General features: G+C 66.6%; 17 protein-coding genes. 13 read left to right on the top strand and 4 right to left on the bottom strand.

Annotation, left to right across the window (positions count from 1 at the left end):
- The first annotated feature begins 115 nt into the window (after window positions 1–115).
- Window positions 116–1,084: a ribose-phosphate diphosphokinase gene (locus ACY65G_RS00785; RefSeq protein ID WP_464995473.1), complete on the top strand. Its 969-nt coding sequence runs from the start codon at window positions 116–118 to the stop codon at window positions 1,082–1,084.
- 206 nt (window positions 1,085–1,290) lie between these two features.
- On the top strand, window positions 1,291–2,787 hold the full coding sequence (locus ACY65G_RS00780) for an AMP nucleosidase (RefSeq protein WP_464995472.1): 1,497 nt from the start codon (window positions 1,291–1,293) through the stop codon (window positions 2,785–2,787).
- A gap of 61 nt (window positions 2,788–2,848) precedes the next feature.
- Here ACY65G_RS00780 and ACY65G_RS00775 read toward each other — a convergent pair whose 3' ends face one another.
- The 4 genes from ACY65G_RS00775 to ACY65G_RS00760 form a co-directional block, all read right to left on the bottom strand.
- Window positions 2,849–3,601 (bottom strand): hypothetical protein, encoded by a 753-nt coding sequence (locus tag ACY65G_RS00775; RefSeq protein WP_464995471.1) that lies wholly within the window; start codon window positions 3,599–3,601, stop codon window positions 2,849–2,851.
- 152 nt (window positions 3,602–3,753) lie between these two features.
- Window positions 3,754–4,071, bottom strand: coding sequence for a hypothetical protein (locus ACY65G_RS00770; RefSeq protein WP_464995470.1), 318 nt, complete (start codon window positions 4,069–4,071; stop codon window positions 3,754–3,756).
- Window positions 4,068–7,061 carry a CHASE domain-containing protein gene (locus ACY65G_RS00765; protein ID WP_464995469.1) on the bottom strand — a complete coding sequence of 998 codons (2,994 nt, stop codon included), beginning with the start codon at window positions 7,059–7,061 and terminating at the stop codon, window positions 4,068–4,070. Before ACY65G_RS00765 ends, ACY65G_RS00770 begins: the two co-directional genes overlap by 4 nt.
- A 117-nt stretch (window positions 7,062–7,178) precedes the next feature.
- Window positions 7,179–7,814, bottom strand: coding sequence for a response regulator (locus tag ACY65G_RS00760; RefSeq protein ID WP_464995468.1), 636 nt, complete (start codon window positions 7,812–7,814; stop codon window positions 7,179–7,181).
- Between the two features lie 207 nt (window positions 7,815–8,021).
- On the opposite strand from ACY65G_RS00760, the gene ACY65G_RS00755 reads away from it, so the two are divergent.
- The 11 genes from ACY65G_RS00755 (at window position 8,022) to ACY65G_RS00705 (ending at window position 23,502) form a co-directional block, all read left to right on the top strand.
- Entirely contained in the window at window positions 8,022–9,404 is a 1,383-nt protein-coding gene (locus ACY65G_RS00755; protein ID WP_464995467.1) for an ATP-binding protein, read from the top strand.
- A 367-nt stretch (window positions 9,405–9,771) separates the two neighbouring features.
- Entirely contained in the window at window positions 9,772–11,127 is a 1,356-nt protein-coding gene (locus ACY65G_RS00750; RefSeq protein WP_464995466.1) for an MFS transporter, read from the top strand.
- A 25-nt stretch (window positions 11,128–11,152) separates the two neighbouring features.
- The gene (locus tag ACY65G_RS00745) at window positions 11,153–12,112 is read left to right on the top strand and encodes a glycoside hydrolase family 43 protein (RefSeq protein ID WP_464995465.1); all 960 of its coding nucleotides are present in this window, start codon (window positions 11,153–11,155) and stop codon (window positions 12,110–12,112) included.
- Between the two features lie 111 nt (window positions 12,113–12,223).
- On the top strand, window positions 12,224–13,171 hold the full coding sequence (locus ACY65G_RS00740; protein WP_464995464.1) for a glycoside hydrolase family 43 protein: 948 nt from the start codon (window positions 12,224–12,226) through the stop codon (window positions 13,169–13,171).
- 65 nt (window positions 13,172–13,236) lie between these two features.
- On the top strand, window positions 13,237–14,301 hold the full coding sequence (locus ACY65G_RS00735; RefSeq protein WP_464995463.1) for an aldose epimerase family protein: 1,065 nt from the start codon (window positions 13,237–13,239) through the stop codon (window positions 14,299–14,301).
- A 328-nt stretch (window positions 14,302–14,629) separates the two neighbouring features.
- Window positions 14,630–16,372, top strand: coding sequence for an IlvD/Edd family dehydratase (locus tag ACY65G_RS00730; protein WP_464995462.1), 1,743 nt, complete (start codon window positions 14,630–14,632; stop codon window positions 16,370–16,372).
- 106 nt (window positions 16,373–16,478) lie between these two features.
- The gene (gene araD1, locus ACY65G_RS00725) at window positions 16,479–17,459 is read left to right on the top strand and encodes an AraD1 family protein (protein ID WP_464995461.1); all 981 of its coding nucleotides are present in this window, start codon (window positions 16,479–16,481) and stop codon (window positions 17,457–17,459) included.
- Window positions 17,456–19,045, top strand: a complete 1,590-nt coding sequence (locus tag ACY65G_RS00720; RefSeq protein WP_464995460.1) for an aldehyde dehydrogenase (NADP(+)) — start codon at window positions 17,456–17,458, stop codon at window positions 19,043–19,045. The genes araD1 and ACY65G_RS00720 overlap by 4 nt, the downstream gene beginning before the upstream one ends.
- A 58-nt stretch (window positions 19,046–19,103) precedes the next feature.
- Window positions 19,104–19,871, top strand: a complete 768-nt coding sequence (locus ACY65G_RS00715) for an SDR family NAD(P)-dependent oxidoreductase (RefSeq protein WP_464995459.1) — start codon at window positions 19,104–19,106, stop codon at window positions 19,869–19,871.
- Window positions 19,872–19,987: 116 nt separating this feature from the next.
- Window positions 19,988–21,946 carry a glycoside hydrolase family 97 protein gene (locus ACY65G_RS00710; RefSeq protein ID WP_464995458.1) on the top strand — a complete coding sequence of 653 codons (1,959 nt, stop codon included), beginning with the start codon at window positions 19,988–19,990 and terminating at the stop codon, window positions 21,944–21,946.
- A gap of 20 nt (window positions 21,947–21,966) precedes the next feature.
- Window positions 21,967–23,502, top strand: a complete 1,536-nt coding sequence (locus tag ACY65G_RS00705; protein ID WP_464995457.1) for an alpha-N-arabinofuranosidase — start codon at window positions 21,967–21,969, stop codon at window positions 23,500–23,502.
- Window positions 23,503–23,505 lie beyond the last annotated feature (3 nt).

Here is a 23,505-nt window from a genome sequence, read left to right as displayed (position 1 = left end):
CGACGAAGCAACATTATGAAAATCGCCAAATGCGCGGGGGCTTACCCGTGCGTGCAAATGCTGCCAAACGGCCGCTTGCGCCTACAATGGTGCTATCACCACTACCGCAAACACGATGAACGCACCCTTGCACCTGTTCGCGCTGGCTGGCAGCGCACCGTTCGGCCAGCGCGTGGCCCGGCACCTGGGCATGCCGCTGACCGCCCACGAGGAGAAGGATTTCGACGACGGCGAATATGTCGTGCGCGCCCCTGCCGCGGTGCGCGGCGGCCATGCCTGCGTGATCCATTCGCTGGCGGGCGAGCCGGGGCAGGGCAGCGGCGAGCGCCTGTGCCGGCTGCTGTTCTTCATCGGCACGCTGCGCGATGCCGGCGCGGCCCGCATCACGGCTGTGCTGCCCTATGTGGCGTTCGCGCGGCAGGACACCCGGCAGCAGGCCGGCGACCCGCTGACGCTGCGCTACGTGGCCACGCTGCTGGAAGCGGCCGGGGTCGATACGGTGCTGGCGCTGGACGTGCACAACCTGTCGGCATTCCAGAACGCGTTCCGCTGCCGCACCGAGCACCTGGACGGCAGCGCGCTGTTCGCGGCGCACTTCGCCGGCGTGGCCGGAACGGCCGACGTGTGCGTGGTGGCGCCGGACGGCGGCGGCATCCGCCGCGCCGAGGGCTTGCGCAAGGCCCTGGCGCGTGAACTGAACCGCCCGGTGGGCCTTGCCTTTGTCGAGAAACATCGCAACGGCAACGAACTGACGGGCGACCACATGGCCGGCGACGTGGCCGGCAAGCTGGCCATCGTGTTCGACGACATCATCGGCACCGGCAGCACGATGGCGCGCGCGGTCAAGGCGTGCCGCGACCGTGGCGCCGCGCGCGTGATGGCCGCGGCAACGCACGCCGTCTTCGCCGGCGACGCGGCCGGCACGCTGGCCCACGCCGGGCTGGATGCGGGCGCCGTGGCCGACACGGTGGCCGATGGCAGCCGCGCCGGCGGCCTGTTCACGGTGCTGGACAGCGGCATGCTGTTCGCCCGCGCGATCCGCGCACTGCACGACGATGTGCCGCTGGGCCGGCTGCTGGGGTAGGCTCGGCGTGAACGGCCCAGCTCGTGTCCACCTTGGGGTCAACCCTGTTTTCGGACACGAGCTCGACTGCATTACGGCAGGGCTCGTGTCCGATTTTGGGGCTGACCCCATGGTGGACACGGACTCGGCGCCTTGGCACGACTGCGGCCGGCATGTGGAAACCGGGCATGATAGGATCACAACAAGAACAACAACAGGAGTTCACCGTGTCCACACGCCCCTTCGTACCCCCCGAACGATTCGACGATCCCGCTGCCGCGCTGGCGCGCGTGCGGGAGATCTACGATGACAGCATCCGCCACCTGCGCGAGAGCCTGCAGCGCTTCGTGGAAGGCGAAACGCCGTCCCACGTGCGCGCCTGCTACCCGTTCGTGCGCGTGCAGACGGAAACGTTCGCGCGCGCCGACACGCGGCTGTCCTTCGGCTTCGTCGAAGGCCCCGGCACCTATGAAACGACGCTGACGCGCCCCGACCTGTTCGCGCGCTACTACCACGAGCAGTTCCGCCTGCTGCTGAAGAACCACGGCCAGCAGCAGGTGCAGCTGGAAGTCGGCCTGTCGTCGCAGCCGATCCCCATCCACTTCTCGTTCGCGGAACACGACCACATCGAGGGCAACATGAGCCCTGAGCGGCGCGCGATGATGCGCGACGTGTTCGACCTGCCGAACCTGGCGGCGATGGACGACGGCATCGCCAACGGCACCTGCGAACCCGCGCCGGGCGAGGCGCTGCCGCTGTCGCTGTTCACGGGCCCGCGCGTCGACTATTCGCTGCAGCGGCTGCGGCACTACACGGGCACGTCGCCCGAGCATTTCCAAAAGTTCGTGCTGTTCACGAACTACCAGTTCTACATCGACGAATTCGTGCGCCTCGGCCACGCGATCATGAGCCGGGAACCGTCCAGCCCGGAAGACCAGTACGTGGCCTTCGTGGAGCCGGGCAACCTCGTCACACGCCGCGCCGGCCAGGATGCGCAGCCGGGCGACACGTTCGGCGCACCGCCATTGCGGCTACCGCAGATGCCGGGCTACCACCTGGTGCGGGCCGACGGCAGCGGCATCAGCATGGTCAACATCGGCGTGGGCCCGGCCAACGCCAAGACGATCACCGACCACGTGGCCGTGCTGCGCCCCCATGCGTGGCTGATGCTGGGCCACTGCGCCGGCCTGCGCAACACGCAGCAGCTGGGCGACTACGTGCTGGCCCACGGCTACGTGCGCGAAGACCACGTGCTGGACGAAGACTTGCCGCTGTGGGTGCCGATCCCCGCCCTGGCCGAAGTGCAGGTGGCGATCGAAGCCGCCGTGGCCGAGGTCACGCAGCTGACGGGCCACGACCTGAAGCGCGTGCTGCGCACCGGCACCGTGGCCAGCACCGACAACCGCAACTGGGAACTGCTGCCGCAGCGCACGCCGGAGCGACGGTTCTCGCAAAGCCGCGCCGTGGCGCTGGACATGGAAAGCGCCACGATCGCCGCCAACGGCTTCCGCTTCCGGGTGCCCTACGGCACGCTGCTGTGCGTATCCGACAAGCCGCTGCACGGCGAGATCAAGCTGCCCGGCATGGCGAACCAGTTCTACCGGGACCGCGTCGACCAGCACCTGCGCATCGGCATCCGCGCACTGGAACTGCTGCGCGCACTGGGCGTGGACCGGCTGCACAGCCGCAAGCTGAGGAGCTTTGCCGAGGTGGCGTTCCAGTAGGGGGGCAGCAGGGCAGGCGGGGCCGATGCCGGCATCGGCCCGCTGCCATGCGGCGGCGGCTTCAGCCGATGGCCGGAACTCCGTGGTGCCGGCCGTCGGCCGGCACCCGCGCCGATGCGCCGCCAGCGGGCCCATTGAGGTTCCTGATCGCGGTATTCAACTGCTGCACCGCGGCCTCGAGCGCCTCGTTGGCCTTTTCCCATTTCCTCAGCGCGTCCTTCATGCGCCGAACGTCGCTTGCAGTCGCCTTGCCTTTCAAGGTCGAGAGGTCACGGAACAGCAGCAGGCGCTGGTTCTGCGCCGCCAGGATCCTGCCGTAACTGGGGTCGGTGGCGAAGGCGGCGGGCAGCTTGCCGAATGCGGCGATCGACTGCTGCGTCATCGCGGCGAGTTCCGTGATCTGTTCAGCGAATTTGCTCAGCTCGTGGGGGCCGGGGCCGTCGAGATAAGCGCGAAATATCTGCAGCGTCGGGTTGCTGCCGTTGTGCAGGGAATTCTGGATACTCGCCGACAGTCCGGCGAGGCTGGCCTGCAGTTCGGTCAGCCGGGCCGCCTTGTCCGTGGCATTGGCGCGGTCGGTTTGCTGCTGCACGAAGGCCGTCGTGTCCTGCGTCAGCTTCAGCAGGTCGGACAGCAGGTCGACGAACTGGCCAACGACGTCCACCTTCAGCTTGAGCCCGCCGTCGGCAGCGGCCGCGGGCCGCATCGGTGCCGCCAGCAGCAGGCACGCACCGGCTGCTGCGAGCCCGAGGACAGTCCTCCTGGACAGTGGTGCAGCCGGCACCGGTGGGGACATCGGTGGCTTTGCGGGCATGGCGGCCTCCTGCGGGCGGGTTGAAGGGCCGGTTGGCAGTGCCGGCGGTATTGCCTACGGTATTGCCTACGGTACCTCCGTTGGCCCCGGGTGCCAACGCTGGCAAGCGTATTGTTGCGAACGGGCGACGCTTCGCGCATCGCCATGCTTCGTCAATCGGAAAGCGCGGCAAACCACGCCGCATACGGCGTGTTCTTCGCCATGCGCCGGTTGTAATCCGGCGCGCCGTCCGTCCACCATGCCGGGCCGCGTTCGCCGAGCGCGCGCTTGGCCTCGTCCACGTCGTTGCGGGCGCTACGTTCCGCAGCGGCATCGCCCGCCTTTTTGGCCACGCCGACCTGCCGGCGCGCCCGCATCAGCCGGTCGACGAGTTCCTGCCGCACTTCCGGCGCCAGGTGCGGATTGCTCGTGCGCCAGAGCCGGCCGTCGACGACGAAATAGCGGCCATCGGGCGTGACGGGATGGCTCAATCGTCCCCCACGTCGCCGGCCTCCCGCCGCGCCAGCCGCAGCTGCGCCAGGATCTCTTCCACGGCATCGATCCGGTACGGCTTGTAGAGGAAGCGCACGCCGGGCGGCACGTCGTCGCCGAGCGCCCGCCCGCTGACGATCACCACCGGCAGCGCGGGGTTGTCGGACAGCCGCCGCGCCAGTTCCAGGCCGCTCATGCCGGGCAGTTCCACATCGGTGAACACGGCACCGATACCGCCCGCCGCCAGCGAGTCGAACGCCGCCTCGGCACTGCCGACCCCCGTGGCCTGCCAGCCCAGGGCCATGATCATTTCGCATGTCAGGTCGCGCAGGTCGTCGTTGTCTTCCACCACGAGTACGCGCTGCGGGGCCGCCGGCGGTGCTTCCGCCGGCGGGACGCAGCGTTCGTCCAGCACGGTGCGCACCTTGCGCGCCAGTTCGTCGCGGCGGTAGGGCTTGGACAGCAGGTGCGTGCCCGGTTCGAGCTGGCCGCCGTGCTGGGCCGCGTCCTGCGTGTAGCCGGACGTGAACAGCACGGCGATGCCCGGGCGCAGCTGCCGCGCCTCGCGCGCCAGTTCGGCCACCGGCAGCGTGCCGGGCATGACGACATCGGTGAACAGCAGGTCCACCGGCACGCCACCGCGCAGCACGCGGACCGCCTCGTCGGCGTCGCCTGCCTCGATCACGGTATAGCGCAGGCAGCGCAGCATCGCCGCCACCGTGTCGCGCACGGCGGCATCGTCGTCCACCAGCAGCACCGTTTCCGTGCCGCCGGTAGCGGGGGCCGCCTGTTCCGGCACCGGCGCGGCTTCCGGCGCGCCGGACCGGGGGAAGTACAGCCGCATCGTGGTGCCCACGCCGACCTCGCTGTGCACGCGGATGTGCCCGCCGGTCTGCCGCACGAAGCCGTAGGCCATCGACAGGCCCAGGCCCGTGCCCACGCCTTCGGGCTTCGTCGTGAAGAAGGGCTCGAACATGCGCTCCTGCACGTCCGGCGGCATGCCGCTGCCGTCGTCGGACACGGCCAGCAGCACGTAGTCCCCCGGCACCGCTTCGGACATCACCTCCGGCACCACCGCGGCATCGTGCTCGTCCAGCACCGTGTTCGACAGTTCGATCGTCAGCCTGCCCCGGCCGGCCATCGCGTCGCGCGCATTGATCGCCAGGTTCAGCACCACGTTCTCCAGCTGGCTCGGGTCCACCAGCGTGTTCCATAGCCCCGCTTCCACGCGCGTCGCCAGCTCGATGCCTTCGCCGAGCGCGCGGTGCAGCAGGTCGTCGATGTTGCGCAACAGCCGCGCCAGGTTGATCACCACCGGTTCGAGCGGCTGGCGGCGGGCAAAGGCCAGCAGCTGGCGCGACAGGTTGGCGCCCCGTTCGACGGCGGCCAGCGCACCCTCGAGCCGGCGCGGCGCATCCGGCGCGCGCGGCGCCATGGCCACCGCCTGCACGTTGCCGTAGATGACCTGCAACACGTTGTTGAAGTCGTGGGCCACGCCGCCCGTCAGCTTGCCGACGGCTTCCAGTTTCTGTGCCCGGTTCAGCGCCTGCTGCGCCTGCTGCAGGTCGCGCTGGCGTTCCGCCTCGCGCGCCGCCGCCGCTTTCCTTGCGGACAGGTCACGGAGGAAAACATGCAATTCCGGCTCGCCGTTCGGTTCGGCATCGCTGTCGGCGCGCGAACAGGAAAGCTCGACGGGCACGGCCAGGCCCTCGCGGGTTGCCGCCAGCAATTCGATTCGCTGGCCGCGGCCGCCGGCGAACGCCGCATCGCCGGATGCCAGCAGGCGGTCCAGCTCCGGCTGCTCGCCCGGGAACAGGTCGCGCAGCGACCGGCCCAGCGCCTCCTGCACATTCCAGCCGAAGATGCGCTCGGCCCGGGCATTCCAGTAGCCGATGCGGCCGGCCGCGTCCACGGCCACGAACGCATCGTTGGCGTTTTCCAGGATGCTGATCAGCCGAGCGCGCTCCTGGCGCAGCGTGCCATACGAGCGCTGCAGGTCGTCCGTCATGCGGCGGGCCAGCTGGCGCGCGCGCCTGCGGCCCTGCGCCAGCAGCCACACGAGCGTGGCCGACAGCATGCTGACGATGAGGCCGGACACGCCCGCCCATGTGGCCTGCCGCGACGCCATGCGCTGCTCGAAGGCGGGGTTGCTGCGCACGCGCAGGATCCACGGCCGGCCGGCGATGTCGAGCGTGCGCTGCGTGTCCAGCCGGGCGGCGCCGCCGGCATAGGCACAGCCGTACATGCAGTTTGCCGGCGCGGCTGCCGCGTCGTACACGGCCATGTGCAGGTCGGCCTCGCGCTCGCCGTTCAGGCCCTGCATGAAGTCGTGCATGCGGAACGCGCCGTAGACCCAGCCATGCAAGGCCTGCCGGCGCGCCGCCACGTCGGCCGAAACGCCGGGCATGGCCGAATACAGCGGCATGTACATCAGAAAACCCGGCTGGCCCGCGCCGCTGCCTTCCTGCACCAGCCGTACCTGGCCCGTCAGCGCGGGATTGCCCGTGTCGCGGGCGCGCGCCATCGCGACCTGGCGCACCGGCTCGGCGAACATGTCGTAGCCGAGGGCGCGGCGGTTCATCACATCCAGCGGCTCGATCATAACGACCGCGCTGCCGGTGCCGCGCGGCCCGTCCAGCAGGGCGATGCCCACGCCCTGGATGCCGGGATAGTGCCGGCGCAACTGCAACGTGCCGACATACGTGCGGAATGCCGCGGCACCGGGCAGCGGCGCCGTGGCCAGCGCATAGGCCTGGGCGCCGCGCAGCACCTGTTCGTAGGTCGCCATGCGGCGGCCGACACGCAGTTGCAGCTCGCGCACCCGGTAGTCGAATTCGGCGCGCAGCTGCGCATCGTGGCCGGCACGCAGGCCGTTCCATACCCATCCTGTAGCGACCAGGCCCGCGCACAGCGTGCCCAATGCCAGCGCGAGTGGCAGGATGAGACCGGTCTTGCCGGGCAGCGGAGAAGGGGAAACGACATTCGGCATCGCGCCATCGTACTCCCCCGGCCGGCTCGTCAGCGCGCGGTTATGTAAGATATTGTTTATGAGAACCGGCTTTGTGGCGCTGCCAACGGCGCTGTGCCGTGGCCTGGCCGCACCGCATCAAGGCTCGAGGATGCCGCGCCGGATCGCGATCGTCACGGCGTGGGTGCGGTCGCGCGCGCCGAGCTTGCCGAGCACGGTGCTCATGTGGGCTTTCACGGTCTCCTCCGCAATGCCGAGCGCCTGGGCCACGCGCTTGTTGGAATTGCCGTCGGCGACCAGGCCCAGTACTTCGGTTTCGCGGGCGGACAGGGAATCGGCATCGATGTGGGCCGCCAGTTCGATGGCGATTTCGGGGGGGATATGGCGCTGGCCCGCGTGCACGCGGCCGATCGCGTCGGCCAGTTCGGTGCGCAGCATGCTTTTCAACAGGTAGCCCATGGCCCCGGCCTTCAGCGCGCGCAGCACCTGCACGTCGCCCTTGTAGGTGGTGAGTACGATGATGCGTGCCTGGGGGGCGATCGCGCGGATGGCCACGATCGCATCGAGTCCGTTCATCACCGGCATCTGCAAGTCCATCAGCACCACGTCCGGCTGGTGGCGCACGAACTGTTCCAGTGCCTGGCGACCGTCGCCGGCTTCGGCCACCAGTTCGAAGCGGCCCGTGATCGACAGCACGGCGGCGATCCCTTCGCGCAGCAAAGGGTGGTCGTCCACCACCATCACGCGCACCGGCGCGCCCGTCGTATCCCGCATGCTGTCGCTCCCGATCACGCTGATGTTGCGTCGCTCCTGCGCTGAAAACGCGCAGTCGTTCGTTACTTGAAAGGTATCCATCTTACACGCCGGGAACCGCGCTGGCAGCCTCCCCGATCGGGGGATCGCCGCGACAGCCTATCGGGGCAGCGAACGCCCGCCCGTTACGGGATGGGCCGACGCAGGCCGGCCACGTACCCTTCGCCCATGGAAAGCCCTGACAGACATGCCGGCGGCGCGCTTGCCTTCGGCCGCCACCTTTTCGATCCCCAGCAAGGCGAGTTGCGCACCGCCGGCGGCCCCCCGGTGCCGCTGGGACTGCGCGCCGCGCGCCTGCTGCAGGCGCTGATCGAAGCGGGCGGACGGGTGCTGAGCCGCGACGATCTGCGGCGGCGGGCGTGGCCGGGCCAGGACATCGACGACGGCAACCTGCGCGTGCAGATCGCCGCGCTGCGCCGCGCGCTGGCGGACGATCGCGCGCTGATCGGCACGGTGGCCGGACGAGGCTACCTGTTCGCGGGCAGGGCGGAGCGGCGCGCGGCCCCCCGCCCTCGGCTGCCCCGCCCGATAGCCGATTGCAAGGGCCGCGACGCGCTGGTGGAAGCACTGCTGGCCCGCGTGGCAACGAGCCGGCTCGTCACGCTGGCCGGCGCCGCCGGCATCGGCAAGACGACGGTGGCGCTGGCGGCCGCGCACCGCCATGGCGGCAACGTGGCATGGGCCGAGCTCGACACAGCCGGTACGGCGGAGGGCGTAGTGGCCGCCGTGGCCGCGGCGCTCGGGTTGACAGTGGAACAAACGTGCGGACAGTGGCAACCGGCGCGCGGCGGCATGCCTGGCGCGCTGGCGGCGCGCATGCCGGCCGGGCCGCTGCTGCTCGTGCTGGACAACTGCGAACACGTGGCCGACGCCAGCAGCGCGCTGGCCGAAGCGCTGCTGGCGCGCTGCCCCCAATTGAGCGTGCTGGCCACGAGCCGCCAGCCACTGCTGGCGCATGGCGAAACGGTGGTGCGCGTGCCCGCGCTGGATTTGCCGTCGCTTGACGAGACGGATCCGGCCCGGCTGGCATCGAGCAGTGCGGTAGCGCTGTTCGTGGCGCGTGCGATGGCATCGGACACTGCGTTCGTGCCGGATGCCGCCAGCCTGGTACTGGCGGCCGCGATCTGCCGCCGGCTCGACGGCCTGCCGCTGGCAATCGGGCTGGCCGCCGCGCAGGTGCCGGTGCTGGGGCTGCAACGGGTGGAGGCCGGGCTGGACGACATGCTGCGCCTGCTGCAGGCGCAGTCCGGGGCCGTCACGCCGCGGCACCGCACGCTGCGCGCGGCACTGGACTGGAGCTGCGTCCTGCTGCCGCCTGCGGCCCGGCGCGCGCTGCGCCGTCTCGCCACGCTGCCCGGCTGGTTTACGCTCGACGAAGCGGCCGCGCTGCTGGCAGAGGAGGGGAGCCTCGGCCATGCCGGCTACGAGGCGATCGACAGCCTGGCCGTGCTGGCCGCGCATTCGCTGCTGGTGATCGAGCACGGGCAGCAGGCGCGCTTTCGTCTCCTGGCTACAACACGGGCCTACGCATTGTCGCTCGACAATCATTGATTGGTTCGTTTCTAAAACCGTTGTTTCGCCCTAAAATGATCAGATGAGTGAGCGTTTTGCTCATTTCCTGAGCATCCGATACCAAAAATGATATTGCAAATTGGTAAAATTTGATTGGATCGATTTCGGCACCGCGCCTAAGATCGGTCCACGGCGCGAAGTTCATCCTGCGCGCTGGTTGCATACGTCGTTGCATACATATAACAAGCAAAGAAACGTCGGAGACCCATGAAGCACATCTCCCCAGGCATGGCCATGCCCGGTTTCACTTCTTCCAACCCGAACGTTTCCCCCTGCATCGTTGACGGTTTCCGGACAGGGTACACCCCATGGTCCGCGCAGCCACGCTATTGAAGAAGAGGAAGACATGGAGACTCAAAAACTATCCACGCTGGAGAAGGTAGGCTTCGGCGCCGGCGACATGGCGTTGAACGTCGTCATCTCGTCGATGCTGTTGTTCATCACGTTCTTCTACACCGACATCTACGGGCTCGACCCGGTCGACATGGGTATCCTGTTCTTCGTGGTGAAGATCGTGGGCGCATTCAGCGACCTGGCGATGGGCCAGATCACCGACCGCATCACCACCCGTTTCGGCCGCTACCGGCCATGGCTGGCCTGGCTGTCGATACCATTCGGCATTACCGTCTACCTCGTGTTCAGCACGCCGGAGTGGAGCTACACGGCGAAGCTGATCTGGGCTTACTGCGCCTACATCCTGATGACGCTGATCACGTCCGGCGTGGGCATTCCCTACATCTCCCTGCCCAGCGCGATCACGGCCGACCCGAAGGAGCGCCTGTCCGCGAACGGCTACCGGCTGTTCTTCGCCAAGATCGCCGGCTTCCTCGTGGTCGTGGGCGTGCCGCTGCTGGCCGAACGGTGGACGGTGAACGGCAACGTGGCGGGCGGCTACCAGTCGGCCATGGCCGTGATGGCGGCGCTGGGCGTGACGATGTTCCTGTTCTGCTACTTCACCACGAAGGAGCGCGTGCACCATGTGATCGTGCGCCAGTCGCTGTTGAGCCAGACGAAGCTGCTGTTCCAGAATGACCAGTGGCTGCTGCTGGCCGGCGCGTGCGTCGTGGGCACGGTGGGCTACGTGGTGCGCAACGCCGTGGCGCTGCACTATGGCCAGTACTACATGGGCTTCGATCCGACCACCCTGAAGGCCTTCATGGCCACCGGCGTTTCGGCCGCCATCTGCGCGATGGTGGTGTCCACCTGGATCACCAAGATCTACTGCAAGGTCAAGCTGTTCGCGTTTTCCCAGATCGCCGTGGCGATCATCAGCCTGCTGCTGTACGTGGGCGTGAAGCCGGGCGACACGGCGCTGGCCTTCCTGCTGTATTTCCTGCTGTCGCTGGTGGTCGACCTGCATGCGCCGGTATTCTGGTCCGCCATCGCCGAAACGATCGACTATGGCCACATCAAGAGCGGCAAGCGGGTCTCCGGCTTCGCCTACGGCGGCATTTCCGTCGGCCAGAAGATCGGCATGGGCGTCGGCGGCCTGATGGTGGGCATGCTGCTGGCGCACTTCGGCTACCAGCCGAACCAGCCGCAGACGGCCTACGCCATGACGGGCATCGCCATGATGCTGACGGTGATCCCGGGCTTCTTCCACCTGCTGATGGGCCTGCTGATGCTGAAGTACCGCATCAACGATTCCTACTATGTCGAATTGAAGGCCGACATGAACAAGCGCGGCTATGCGGCCAGCTGACCATTGAACGATCCAAGGTAATAACATGACTACACCAACCGTTGAAAAACTGACTCCCCTGATCCTGCAGCGCGCCGATCCGCACATCTACCGCCACAGCGACGGCTACTATTACTTCACCGCCTCGGTGCCGCAATACGACCGCATCGAGATCCGCCGCGCCACGACGATCGCCGGCCTGGCCGACGCTACGCCGAAGGATGTGTGGACCAAGCCCGACAGTGGCCCGTACAGCGAGCTGCTGTGGGCGCCGGAGCTGCACTACAACGAAGGCGCGTGGTATGTGTACTTCGCCGCCGCTCCGAGCCGCGAGATCAAGGACGACCTCTTCCAGCACCGCATGTACTGCGTGCGCAACCAGAACGCCAACCCGCTCGAAGGCGAGTGGGAGTTCATGGGCCAGATCGACACCGGCATCGACTCGTTCTGCCTGGATGCCACCACGTTCACGCACAAGGGCCAGCTGTACTACCTGTGGGCGCAGAAGGACAAGGAAATCCGCGGCAACTCGAACCTGTACATCGCGCCGATGAGCAACCCGTGGACGATCGCGGGCAAGCCGGTCATGCTGAGCAAGCCCGAATACGACTGGGAAATCGAGCGCTTCTGGGTCAACGAAGGCCCGTCGGTGGTCAAGCGCAACGGCCGGATCTTCATCACCTATTCGGCCAGCGGCACCGGCATCGAGTACGCGATGGGTCTCCTCTGGGCCGACGAAAACGCCGACCTGCTCGACCCGGCATCGTGGACGAAGTCGAAGGAGCCCGTGCTGCAGAGCTGCCTGGAACACGGCATCTACGGCCCCGGCCACAATTCGTTCACCGTCTCCGAGGACGGCGAAGGCGTGATGCTGGTCTATCACGCGCGTACCTACACGGAAATCATCGGCGACCCGCTGTGGAACCCGGACCGCCACACGTTCGTGAAGCCGCTGCGCTGGGACGACGAGGGCATGCCGGTATTCGGCCGCCCGTCGATCGCCTGAACGGCGCGCGCACGCGCATCGGCGATCCCGGCTGGTGATCCTTGCAGGTAATGGACGACACGCGAAGGCAAGACCATGTGGCAGGCTCAATTTCTGGAAAGAGAGAATGAAGTGGGAGACATCCTGCAGCCGCTGATCGAGCAGCGTGCCGATCCGCATATCTACCGGCACACGGACGGCTATTACTACTTTACCGCCTCGGTGCCGCAGTACGACCGCATCGAGCTGCGCCGCGCGAAAACAATCGAAGGGCTGGCCTCGGCGCAGACGCGCACCGTGTGGCGCAAGAGTCCAGGCGGCCCTTGCGCTGACCTGGTCTGGGCGCCGGAAATCCATCGCAACGGCGGCGACTGGTACGTGTACTTCGCGGCTGCCCCGTCGCGCGATTGCCGGAACAAGCTGTTCCAGCATCGCATGTACGCGATCCGCAATACCAACGCCAATCCGCTGGTGGGCGAATGGGAATTCCTCGGGCAGGTGGAGACGGGCGTCGACACGTTCTGCCTCGATGCGACGACCTTCACCCACGAGGGCCAGCTGTACTACCTGTGGGCGCAGAAGCAGGACGACATCGAGGGCAATTCGAACCTCTACATCGCGCCCATGAAGACGCCGTGGCAACTCGGCGGCACGCCGGTCATGCTGAGCAAGCCGGAATTCGAATGGGAATGCCAGGGCTTCCGCGTCAACGGCGGCCCGTCGGTGCTGAAGAAAAATGGCAGGATCTTCGTCACCTATTCGGCCAGCGCCACGAACCATCATTACGCGATGGGCCTGCTGTGGGCCGACGAGCATGCGAACCTGCTGGACCCGGCGTCGTGGTCCAAGTCCGCGGAGCCGGTGCTGCAGACATGCTTCGAGCACAAGATCTACGGTCCCGGCCATAACAGCTTTACCGTGGCCGAGGATGGATCAACCGTGCTCCTGGTGTACCATGCGCGGACTTATACTGAAATCGAAGGCGATCCGCTGTGGAATCCGGATCGCCATACCTTCGTCAAACCCTTGCGCTGGCGCGATGACGGCATGCCGGACTTTGGCCGGCCCTCGGTTGCATGAGCAATTGATGAGTGATCGCCGCGGTGAAAGCCCTGTCGCGCCGGCGCCTTTAGGAACAACTACGGATGGAATTGAGCATCGAGCAGGAACCGTTCGGCACGGCGCCGGATGGCCAGGCGCTGAGCCTCTATATACTGCGCAACCGCAGCGGGATGGTCGTCAAGATCACGAACTACGGCGGCATCATCACCGAGCTGCACGTGCCCGACAAGGCCGGCAACCTGGCGGATGTGACGTTCGGCTTCGATGAAGCCGCGCCATACTTCACCGACGCGGTGCCGTACTTCGGCGCGCTGATCGGCCGCTACGGCAACCGCATCGCGGCGGGCCGCTTCGCGCTGGACGGCCAGCCGGTGCAGCTGGAAGTGAACAACGGCCCGAACCACCTGCACGGCGGTTCGCTCGGCTTCCACAAGCAGGTGTGGCACGCCGTGCCGCTGGTGACGGACCTGACGATCGGCCTGAAGCTCACGCTCACGAGCCCGGACGGCGACCACGGCTACCCGGGCAACCTGGACGTGACGGTCACGTATGAACTGAACGACGCCAACGAACTGCTGGTGAAGTACGGCGCCACGACCGACAAGGCCACGCCCGTCAACCTCACGCACCACGCCTACTTCAACCTGGCCGGCCGCGGGTCGATCCTGGACCACGAACTGACGATCCACGCCGACCGCTACACGCCGATCGACGCGAACTCGATCCCGCTGGGCCCGCTGGCATCGGTGGAAGGCACGCCCTTCGACTTCCGCACGGCACGGCCGATCGGCGAGCAGATCGACGCCGCCGACGAACAGCTGAAGAACGGCCTGGGCTACGACCACAACTTCGTGCTGAACAAGTCGGAAGCTAAAACGCTGAGCCTGGCCGCGACGTTGCGCGATCCGGCATCCGGCCGCGTACTGGAACTCTACACGCAGGAACCGGGCGTACAGTTCTACAGCGGCAACTTCCTGGACGGTTCGCTGTCCGGCAAGGGCTGGCAGTTCGGCCACCGCGAAGCACTCTGCCTCGAACCGCAGCACTACCCCGACTCGCCGAACCGCCCCGACTACCCAAGCACCATCCTGCGCCCGGGCGAAACCTATTCGACGCGGTCGCTGTACCGTTTTACTGTTCAGTCCTGAACTAGTTGCTTCAAAAATGGGGACGTACCCCATTTTTCGGGAAATATTTCCTGGAAAATGGGGTCCGTCCCCATTATTTTTGCGCCAAAACCCGGGGGCAACACCTGGGGTCAGACCCGCTGGGGCTGACCCCGGCCTCTGCCGTTGGGTGAAAATAGCCCGTAAACCCGGTTTGAAGCTGATTTTTGCTTGCTCAGATATCTTTTTTCATATCGCTGATCATTTTTTATTCATTGGAATAACATCATTCCATTCTTTAACATTCGTAAATCAAAGCTCGACGGGGGATTGCCAGTTCGCCGGGCGCAGAACAACTCTGGAGAAGCGAATGTCTGAGACGAAAAAGAATGTAAAGCTGCGGTCCGCCGAATGGTTCGGCACGCAGGACAAGAACGGCTTCATGTACCGCAGCTGGATGAAGAACCAGGGCATTCCTGACCACGAGTTCCAGGGCAAGCCCATCATCGGTATCTGCAATACCTGGTCGGAGCTGACCCCTTGCAACGCCCACTTCCGCAAGATCGCCGAGCACGTCAAGAAGGGCATCATCGAAGCCGGCGGCTGGCCCGTCGAGTTCCCGGTCTTCTCGAGCGGCGAATCGAACCTGCGCCCGACCGCGATGCTGACCCGTAACCTGGCGTCGATGGATGTCGAGGAATCGATCCGCGGCAATCCGATGGATGCCGTCGTGCTGCTGGTCGGCTGCGACAAGACCACCCCCGCGCTGCTGATGGGCGCCGCATCGTGCGACATCCCGGCGATCGTCGTCACCGGCGGCCCGATGCTGAACGGCAAGCTGAACGGCAAGAGCATCGGCTCCGGCACCGCCGTCTGGCAGCTGCACGAACAAGTCAAGGCTGGCGAAATCTCGATGCACGATTTCCTGGCCGCAGAAGCGGGCCACTCGCGCTCGGCCGGCACCTGCAACACGATGGGCACCGCCTCCACGATGGCCTGCATGGCCGAGGCACTGGGCACGTCGCTGCCGCATAACGCCGCGATCCCCGCCGTCGACGCGCGCCGCTACGTGCTGGCGCACATGTCCGGCATGCGCATCGTCGACATGGTGTGGGAAGACCTGCGCCTGTCGAAGATCCTGACCAAGGAAGCATTCGAGAACGCGATCCGCGTGAACGCCGCGATCGGCGGCTCCACGAACGCCGTGATCCACCTGAAGGCGATCGCCGGCCGGATGGGCGTCGAACTGGAACTGGAAGACTGGACCCGCGTGGGCCGCGGCACGCCGACCGTCGTCGACCTGCTGCCTTCGGGCCGCTTCCTGATGGAAGAGTTCTACTACGCCGGCGGCCTGCCGGGCGTGCTGCGCCGCCTGGGCGAGAACGGCCTGCTGCCGAACCCGGAAGCGCTGACCGCGAACGGCAAGACGATCTGGGAAAACAACAAGGATGCGCCGATCTACGACGACGAAGTCATCCGCCCATTGGACAACCCGCTGATCAAGGATGGCGGCATCTGCATCCTGCGCGGCAACCTGGCGCCGCGCGGCGCCGTGCTGAAACCGTCCGCCGCATCGCCGCACCTGATGCAGCACCGCGGCCGCGCCATCGTGTTCGAGGACTTCGACCACTACAAGACGCGCATCCTGGATCCGGACCTGGACGTCGACGAGAACTGCGTGCTGGTGATGAAGAACTGCGGCCCGAAAGGCTACCCGGGCATGGCCGAAGTGGGCAACATGGGCCTGCCGCCGAAGATCCTGGCCAAGGGCATCAAGGACATGGTACGCATCTCCGACGCGCGCATGAGCGGCACCGCCTACGGTACCGTCGTGCTGCACGTGGCGCCGGAAGCGATGGCCGGCGGCCCGCTGGGCATCGTCAAGGATGGCGACATCGTGTCGCTGGACTGCGCCGGCGGCCGCCTCGACCTGGAGATTTCCGACGAAGAGATGGCGGCCCGCCTGGCCGCCCGCGCCGAGGTGAAGAACGACCTGCCGAAGACCGGCTACGCCGGGCTGTACATCGACCACGTGCTGCAGGCCGACGAAGGCTGCGACTTCGACTTCCTGGTCGGCACGCGCGGTTCCAAGGTACCGAAGCACTCGCACTAAGGTCACGCCAGGCCGCACAGGCCCGGGCGAACAACGCTTTCATCGCCGGCGCCGCTGCCCACTCCCCCTCGTGGCGGCGCCGGCACCCAATTTTCGGAGTCCTCCCATGCTGCTCGTACAATTCAAGAACAAAGACGGCGCCCGCCACGTGGGCATCCTGGAAAACGACACGCTGCGCGTGATCGACGGCTACACCACCACCTACGCGCTGGCGCAGGACGCCATCCGCAAGAAGCAGGGCCTGGCCGCGCTGGCCGAAGCCACGGCCGGCCTGACCACGGTGGCTTATGCGGACGTGACGCCGCTGGCACCGCTGGACCATGAAGACGACGCCCACACCTACGTGACCGGCACCGGCCTGACCCACCTGGGTTCCGCCGATGCGCGCGACGCGATGCACAAGAAGATCGGCGGCGACGTCGAAACGCTGTCGGACTCGATGAAGATGTTCCGCATGGGCGTGGAGGGTGGCAAGCCCGCGGCAGGCGAGGCCGGCGTGCAGCCGGAGTGGTTCTACAAGGGCGACGGATCGATCGTGGCCGCCACGGGCGAAGCGCTGGCCATGCCCGACTTCGCGCTGGACGGCGGCGAGGAACCGGAAATCGCCGGCCTGTACGTGATCGGCGACGATGGCCAGCCATACCGCCTGGGCTACGCGATCGGCAACGAGTTCTCCGACCACGTGACCGAGCGCCAGAACTACCTGTACCTGGCCCACTCGAAGCTGCGCGTATGCGGCGTGGGCCCGGCCCTGCTGGTGGGCGAGTTGCCGGCGCACATCGACGGCGTGTCGCGCGTGCTGGATACCGACGGCAACGTGCGCTGGGAAAAGGCGTTCGTCTCCGGCGAAAACAATATGTCGCACACGATCGCCAACCTGGAACACCACCACTTCAAGTACCAGCTGTTCAAGCGCCCGGGCGACGTGCACGTGCACTTCTTCGGCACCGCCACGCTGAGCTTCGCGGACAACATCTCCGTGCAGCCGGGCGAAACGTTCGAAGTGGCATCCCCGGCCTTCGGCCCGGCGCTGCGCAACAAGCTGACCGTCGTCGAAACGCAGGTGGCACAGGTCAAGGCCTTATGATCGACACGAACCGCGGCATCATCACCGGCGAATCCCTGGTCGGCGGCAGCGCCGTGCGGGGCACGGGCAGCGACTTCAAGGCCTGGAACCCGGCCCTGAACGCGCACATCGAGCCGTCGTTCCACACAGCCGAGGCGGACCAGATCGACCAGGCGTGCCGCCTGGCCGGCGCCGCGTTCGACACGTTCCGCGCCACGACGGACCAGGAGCGCGCGGCGTTCCTGGAAACGGTGGCCGAACAGATCGTGGCCATCGGCGACGACCTGATCGAGCGCGCGATGGCCGAGACGGGCCTGCCGCGCGTGCGCCTCGAAGGCGAGCGTGGCCGCACGGTGAACCAGCTGAAACTGTTCGCCGAGCTGCTGCGCGAAGGTTCGTACCGCGACGTTCGCATCGATTCCGCGCTGCCGGAACGTGCGCCGCCGCGCCCGGACCTGCGCTACCGCCTGATCGGCGTGGGCCCGGTGGCCGTGTTCGGCGCATCGAATTTCCCGCTGGCGTTCTCGGTCGCCGGTGGCGACACGGCGTCGGCGTTCGCCGCGGGTTGCCCGGTCGTGCTGAAGGCGCATCCGGCACACCCGGGCACGTCCGAACTGGTGGGCCGCGCGGTGGTGAAAGCCGTCGAGCTGTCTGGCCTGCCGGCCGGCGTGTTCGCGCTGCTGACGGGTACCGGCAACGCCATCGGGCAGACGCTGGTGGCGCATCCCGAGATCCAGGCCGTGGGCTTCACGGGCTCGCGTTTCGGCGGCATGGCGCTGATGGCGGTGGCCGCGGCGCGTCCGCAGCCGATCCCCGTGTACGCGGAGATGAGCAGCATCAATCCGCTGTTCCTGCTGCCGGGCGCCCTGAAGGCGCGCGGCTTTGATATCGCCCAGCAGTTCGCCGGATCGCTGACGATGGGTGTCGGCCAGTTCTGCACGAACCCGGGGCTGGTGCTCGGCATCGCCGGCCCGGACTTCGACGCTTTCGCCCATGCCGCGGCCGCCGCGCTGGGTGGCGTTGCAGCGGGCACCATGCTGACCGCCGGAATCGCCGGTGCCTACCAGCAGGGCGTGGCCGCGCTGGCGGGCCAGCAGGGCGTGAAGACGCTGGCGCTGGGCCAGCATGCGGAAGGCAAGGGGGGCGCGGCGCTGTTCGTCACGTCGGCCGATGCCTTCCTGGCCGAGAAAGCCCTGCACGGCGAAGTATTCGGCCCGGTCTCGCTGATGGTGGCCTGCCGCGACGTGGAAGAGATGCGCCGCGTGACGGACCATCTCGAAGGCCAGTTGACCGCCACGCTGCAGCTGGAAGAGGATGATTACGATGCCGCCGCCACGCTGCTGCCGGCACTGGAGCGCAAGGTCGGCCGTATCCTCGCGAATGGCTTCCCGACGGGCGTCGAAGTGTCGACGGCGATGGTGCACGGCGGGCCGTTCCCGGCCACGGCCGATGGCCGCAGCACATCGGTGGGTACCGGTGCCATCCTGCGCTTCCTGCGCCCGGTGTGCTACCAGAACCTGCCGCAGCCGCTGCTGCCGGAAGCGCTGCGCGACGGCAACCCGCTGGGCATCTGGCGCCGCCGCGATGGCGTGCTGGGAAAGCAATGAGCGACAGGCTCGAACAACAGTTGTTGGATAAAAGTTGGATAAGAACGGGAGACAGAGCATGACTGATTTTGCCAAGTTCGGCAGTTTGCGCGGCAAGCGCGTATTCGTCACCGGTGGCGGCACCGGCATCGGTGAAGCGATCGTTGCATCGTATGCGGAGCAGGGCGCGATCGTCGCGTTCGTCGACATCGCGAAGGAACCCAGCCTGGCGCTGGTGGAGCGCATCAAGGCCGCCGGCCACCCGGCGCCCCTGTACCGCTACTGCGACATCACGGACATTCCCGCGCTGCAGAACACGATCGCCGAACTGGCGGCGGAGATCGGCGACTTCGATGTGCTCGTCAACAACGCCGCCAACGACCAGCGCCACAAGCCGGAAGAAGTCACGCTGGAATACTGGAACGAACGCATTGCGATCAACCAGCGCCCCATGTTCTTCACCTGCCAGTCCGTGCTGGAAGGCATGAAGAAGAAGGGCGGCGGCTCGATCATCAACGTCAGCTCCATGTCGTGGCATGCCAAGAACCCCGGCTATCCCGTCTACGGCACCACGAAGGCGGCCGTGATCGGCCTCACGCGCTGCCTGGCGCGCGACTTCGGCCCGCACAACATCCGCGTCAACACCGTGACGCCGGGCTGGGTGATGACCCAGCGGCAGATCGACCTGTGGCTCGACGACGCCGGCGAAGCGGAAATCAAGCGCGCCCAGTGCCTGCCGGGCAAGCTGATGCCGGAACACGTGGCCGCGATGATCCTGTTCCTGGGCGCCGACGACAGCGCCATGTGCACGGGCCAGGAATTCATCGTCGACGCGGGCTGGGTATAACACTGCGCAGTCGAGCCCTGGTTGTGCGTGCACAACCAGGGCTCAGCCACGCATGCTCGCTTTGTAGTTCCGATCGCAGCACGCTGCCACGGCAGCGCTTTTCATCGTTAGCCACCATGAAACCTGCCTTGTTCCGGATACTGGCGGTGTCGGCCCTCGCCGCGCCGGCCGCCGCGTTTGCAGCACCACCTTCCCAGCCCGCAGCACAAACCCTCGCGAGCCCCGACGGCAAGCTGGCCGTCACCGTCGCGCAGACGAAAGAGGGCGCCGTCACCTACAGGATCGCGCGTGCCGGCAAGCCGGTGCTGCGCGAGTCGGCGCTGGGCCTGTCGTTCGACGGCGCCGATTTCACGAAGAAGCTCGCCGCGCAGGACGTATCGGCCGAGCGCACGGTCAACGAGCAGTACGAGCTCGTTTCCGGCAAGCGCCGCAACGTCACGTATGCCGCCAACGAGCGCACGTGGCGCTACCTGAACGGCGAAAAACAGCAGCTCGAGATCACGTTCCGCGTCTCGAACGACGGCGTGGCCTTCCGCTACACGGCGCGCGCGCCGCAGCTGAAGTTCAGGGAAGAGGCCACCACGTTCGCGTTCGCGCCGCAGGCACGCGCGTGGCTGCAGCCGATGTCGGTTGCCAAGACGGGCTTCGCGCGCACCAATCCTTCGTACGAAGAGCACTATCAGGTCGATATCCCCGTCGGCACGCCGTCGCCGATGCCGGCCGGCTGGGTCTTCCCGGCGCTGTTCCGCACCGGCGATCGCAGTGATTCAACCTACGTCGCGCTGACGGAAGCGAACCTCGACGGTACATTCCACGCCTCGCGCCTGGCCGCGCAGTCGAAGGGCGGCGTGTATCGCATCGCCGGCCCGGCGCCGCAGGAAACGTTTACGGATGGCGCGTTGCTGCCCACGGCGCAAGGCCAGATGACGACGCCGTGGCGCGTGCTGGCCATCGGCAGCCTGGCCACCGTCGTCGATTCCACGCTGGGCACCGACCTGGCTGCACCCGCGCAAGGCCCTATTCCCCCTTGGATCGAGCCGGGCCATTCGTCCTGGAGCTGGGCGATCCTGAAGGATGACTTCACCACGTTCGGCACGCAGAAGCAGTTCATCGACTACGCGGCCGACATGGGCTGGGACTACACGCTGATCGATGCCTACTGGGACCAGAAGATCGGCTATGAAAAAGTCAAGGAGCTGGTGGAGTACGCGAAGCCGAAGAACGTGGGCATCCTCGTCTGGTACAACTCGGCCGGCGCATGGAACGATACCGACATGACGCCGCGCGGCAAGCTGCTCACGTCCGCCGACCGGCGTGCCGAGTTCGCGAAGCTGCGCACCATGGGCGTCAAGGGCATCAAGGTCGATTTCTTCGGCGGCGACGGCCAGTCGATGATCGACTACTACGTGGGCATCCTGCGCGATGCGTACGATGCGCAGCTGCTCGTGAACTTCCACGGCGCCACGCTGCCGCGCGGCTGGTCGCGCACGTGGCCCAACCTGGTCACGGCGGAAGCGGTGCGCGGCTTCGAGTTCGGCACGTTCGAGCAGAAGGACCAGGACCCGATCGCAAGCCACGCGGCCATGCTGCCATTCACGCGCAACCTGTTCGACCCGATGGACTTCACGCCGATGGTGTTCGGCGACATTCCCAAGATCAAGCGCGCCACGCGCAACGGCTTCGAACTGGCCGAATCCGTGCTGTTCGTTTCCGGCATCCAGCATTTCGCTGAAGTCCCGCAAGGCATGGCCACCGTGCCCGCCTATGTGAAGGACTTCCTGCGCACGCTGCCGGCGCAGTGGGACGACAGCCGCTTCATCGCCGGCGAACCGGGCAAGTATGCCGTGATCGCGCGCCAGGCCGGCGGCAAGTGGTACGTGGCCGGCTTCAACGGCGCCGCGCAGGAGCGCACCGTCGTGCTGGACCTGGCCTTCATCGGCAGTCAGGAAAAGCAGGGCAAGCTCATTACGGACGGCGCGACCGACCGGGCGTTCACGCAGGCCAATGTCGCCGCATCGAAAAAAACCAGCATCAAGCTGAAAGCACGTGGCGGCTTCGTTGCCGTCTTCGAATAAAAACCATATCAGGAGATCTCATGATCAAGCGTACCATCCTCGCACTCTCATTGGCCGTCTGCGGCAGCGCCTTCGCGCAGGTCGCCGTCACCATCGACACGGCCAAGCCGGGTCCCGTCATCGACAAGAACGTGTACGGCCAGTTCGCCGAACACCTGGGCACCGGCATCTACGAAGGCATGTGGGTGGGCCCGGGATCGAAGATTCCCAACACGAAGGGCTGGCGTAACGACGTGGTGGGCGCGCTGAAGGAGCTGCGCGTGCCGCTGGTGCGCTGGCCGGGCGGCTGCTTCGCCGACGAATATCACTGGAAGGACGGCATCGGCCCGCGCAGCAAGCGCCCGGTGAAGGTCAACACGAACTGGGGTAACGTCACCGAGGACAACGCCGTCGGCACGCACGAATTCTTCGACCTCGCCGAGCTGCTGGGTTCCCAGGTGTACATCAACGGCAACCTGGGCACCGGCTCCGTGCAGGAGATGAGCGAGTGGATCGAGTACATGACGTCGCCGAGCAAGTCCACGCTGGCCGAGATGCGCCGCAAGAACGGCCGCGACAAGCCGTGGAAAGTAGACTTCTTCGCCGTCGGTAACGAGATGTGGGGCTGCGGCGGCAACATGAACCCGGAACACTACGCGAACCTGTACAAGAACACCACCACGTTCATCCGCGCGCCGAAGGAATACAAGCCGCAGATCATCGCCAGCGGCGGCCACACGGACGACGTGAAATGGGCCGACGTGCTGACGCGCGAAGTCAAGAACGACATGGCCGGCGTGAGCTTCCACTACTACACGATCCCCACGGGCAAGTGGGAAGTGAAGGGCGCCGCCACCGGCTTCCCGGAAGCGCAGTGGTTCAGCACGATGCAGAACACGCTGAAGATGGACAAGTTCATCCGCGACAACAAGGTCGTGATGGACAAGAACGACCCGGAGAAGAAGGTTGGCCTGTTCGTCGACGAATGGGGCACCTGGTATGACGTGGAACCGGGCACCAACGCCGGCTTCCTGTACCAGCAGAACAGCCTGCGCGACGCCGTCGTCGCCGCGCTGAACTTCAATATCTTCCACGAACACGCCGATCGCGTGCGCATGACGAACATCGCGCAGATGGTCAACGTGCTGCAGGCGATGATCCTGACCGACAAGACGCGCATGGTGCTGACGCCGACCTACCACGCCTACAAGATGTATGTGCCGTTCCAGGATGCGACGTCGCTGCCGGTGACGCTGGAGAACAATACCGCGTACAGCGCGGGCACCCAGGCGGTACCGCAGGTGAGCGCTTCGGCAGCGCGCGCCAAGGATGGCAAGGTGTACCTGGCACTGGTGAACACGGACCCGAACAAGGCCACCGAAGTCACCGTCAACGTGGGTGGTGGCGCCGCCGGAAAATTCTCTGGCCAGGTGCTGACGTCCGCGAAGATGGATGCCCACAACACGTTCGACGCGCCGAACGCCGTGAAGCCGGCGGCGTATGCCGCGCAGGCCGCGGGCGGCAAGCTGACCATCCAGCTGCCGGCGAAGTCCGTGGTTGTCGGCTCCGTCGAGTAAGCG

It is taken from the genome of Pseudoduganella sp. jia 12 (assembly GCF_055502675.1).
The sequence above is the reverse complement of the archived record's forward strand: the minus strand, read 5'-3'. Positions and strand labels throughout refer to the sequence as shown.

Coding starts and splice junctions, on each gene's coding strand:
- ACY65G_RS00785 (WP_464995473.1), top strand. CDS start 116: ATGAACGCACCCTTGCACCTGTTCGCGCTGGCTGGCAGCGCACCGTTC.
- ACY65G_RS00775 (WP_464995471.1), bottom strand. CDS start 3,601: ATGCCCGCAAAGCCACCGATGTCCCCACCGGTGCCGGCTGCACCACTG.
- ACY65G_RS00765 (WP_464995469.1), bottom strand. CDS start 7,061: ATGCCGAATGTCGTTTCCCCTTCTCCGCTGCCCGGCAAGACCGGTCTC.
- ACY65G_RS00760 (WP_464995468.1), bottom strand. CDS start 7,814: ATGCGGGATACGACGGGCGCGCCGGTGCGCGTGATGGTGGTGGACGAC.
- ACY65G_RS00755 (WP_464995467.1), top strand. CDS start 8,022: ATGGAAAGCCCTGACAGACATGCCGGCGGCGCGCTTGCCTTCGGCCGC.
- ACY65G_RS00750 (WP_464995466.1), top strand. CDS start 9,772: ATGGAGACTCAAAAACTATCCACGCTGGAGAAGGTAGGCTTCGGCGCC.
- ACY65G_RS00745 (WP_464995465.1), top strand. CDS start 11,153: ATGACTACACCAACCGTTGAAAAACTGACTCCCCTGATCCTGCAGCGC.
- ACY65G_RS00735 (WP_464995463.1), top strand. CDS start 13,237: ATGGAATTGAGCATCGAGCAGGAACCGTTCGGCACGGCGCCGGATGGC.
- ACY65G_RS00730 (WP_464995462.1), top strand. CDS start 14,630: ATGTCTGAGACGAAAAAGAATGTAAAGCTGCGGTCCGCCGAATGGTTC.
- araD1 (WP_464995461.1), top strand. CDS start 16,479: ATGCTGCTCGTACAATTCAAGAACAAAGACGGCGCCCGCCACGTGGGC.
- ACY65G_RS00720 (WP_464995460.1), top strand. CDS start 17,456: ATGATCGACACGAACCGCGGCATCATCACCGGCGAATCCCTGGTCGGC.
- ACY65G_RS00715 (WP_464995459.1), top strand. CDS start 19,104: ATGACTGATTTTGCCAAGTTCGGCAGTTTGCGCGGCAAGCGCGTATTC.
- ACY65G_RS00710 (WP_464995458.1), top strand. CDS start 19,988: ATGAAACCTGCCTTGTTCCGGATACTGGCGGTGTCGGCCCTCGCCGCG.
- ACY65G_RS00705 (WP_464995457.1), top strand. CDS start 21,967: ATGATCAAGCGTACCATCCTCGCACTCTCATTGGCCGTCTGCGGCAGC.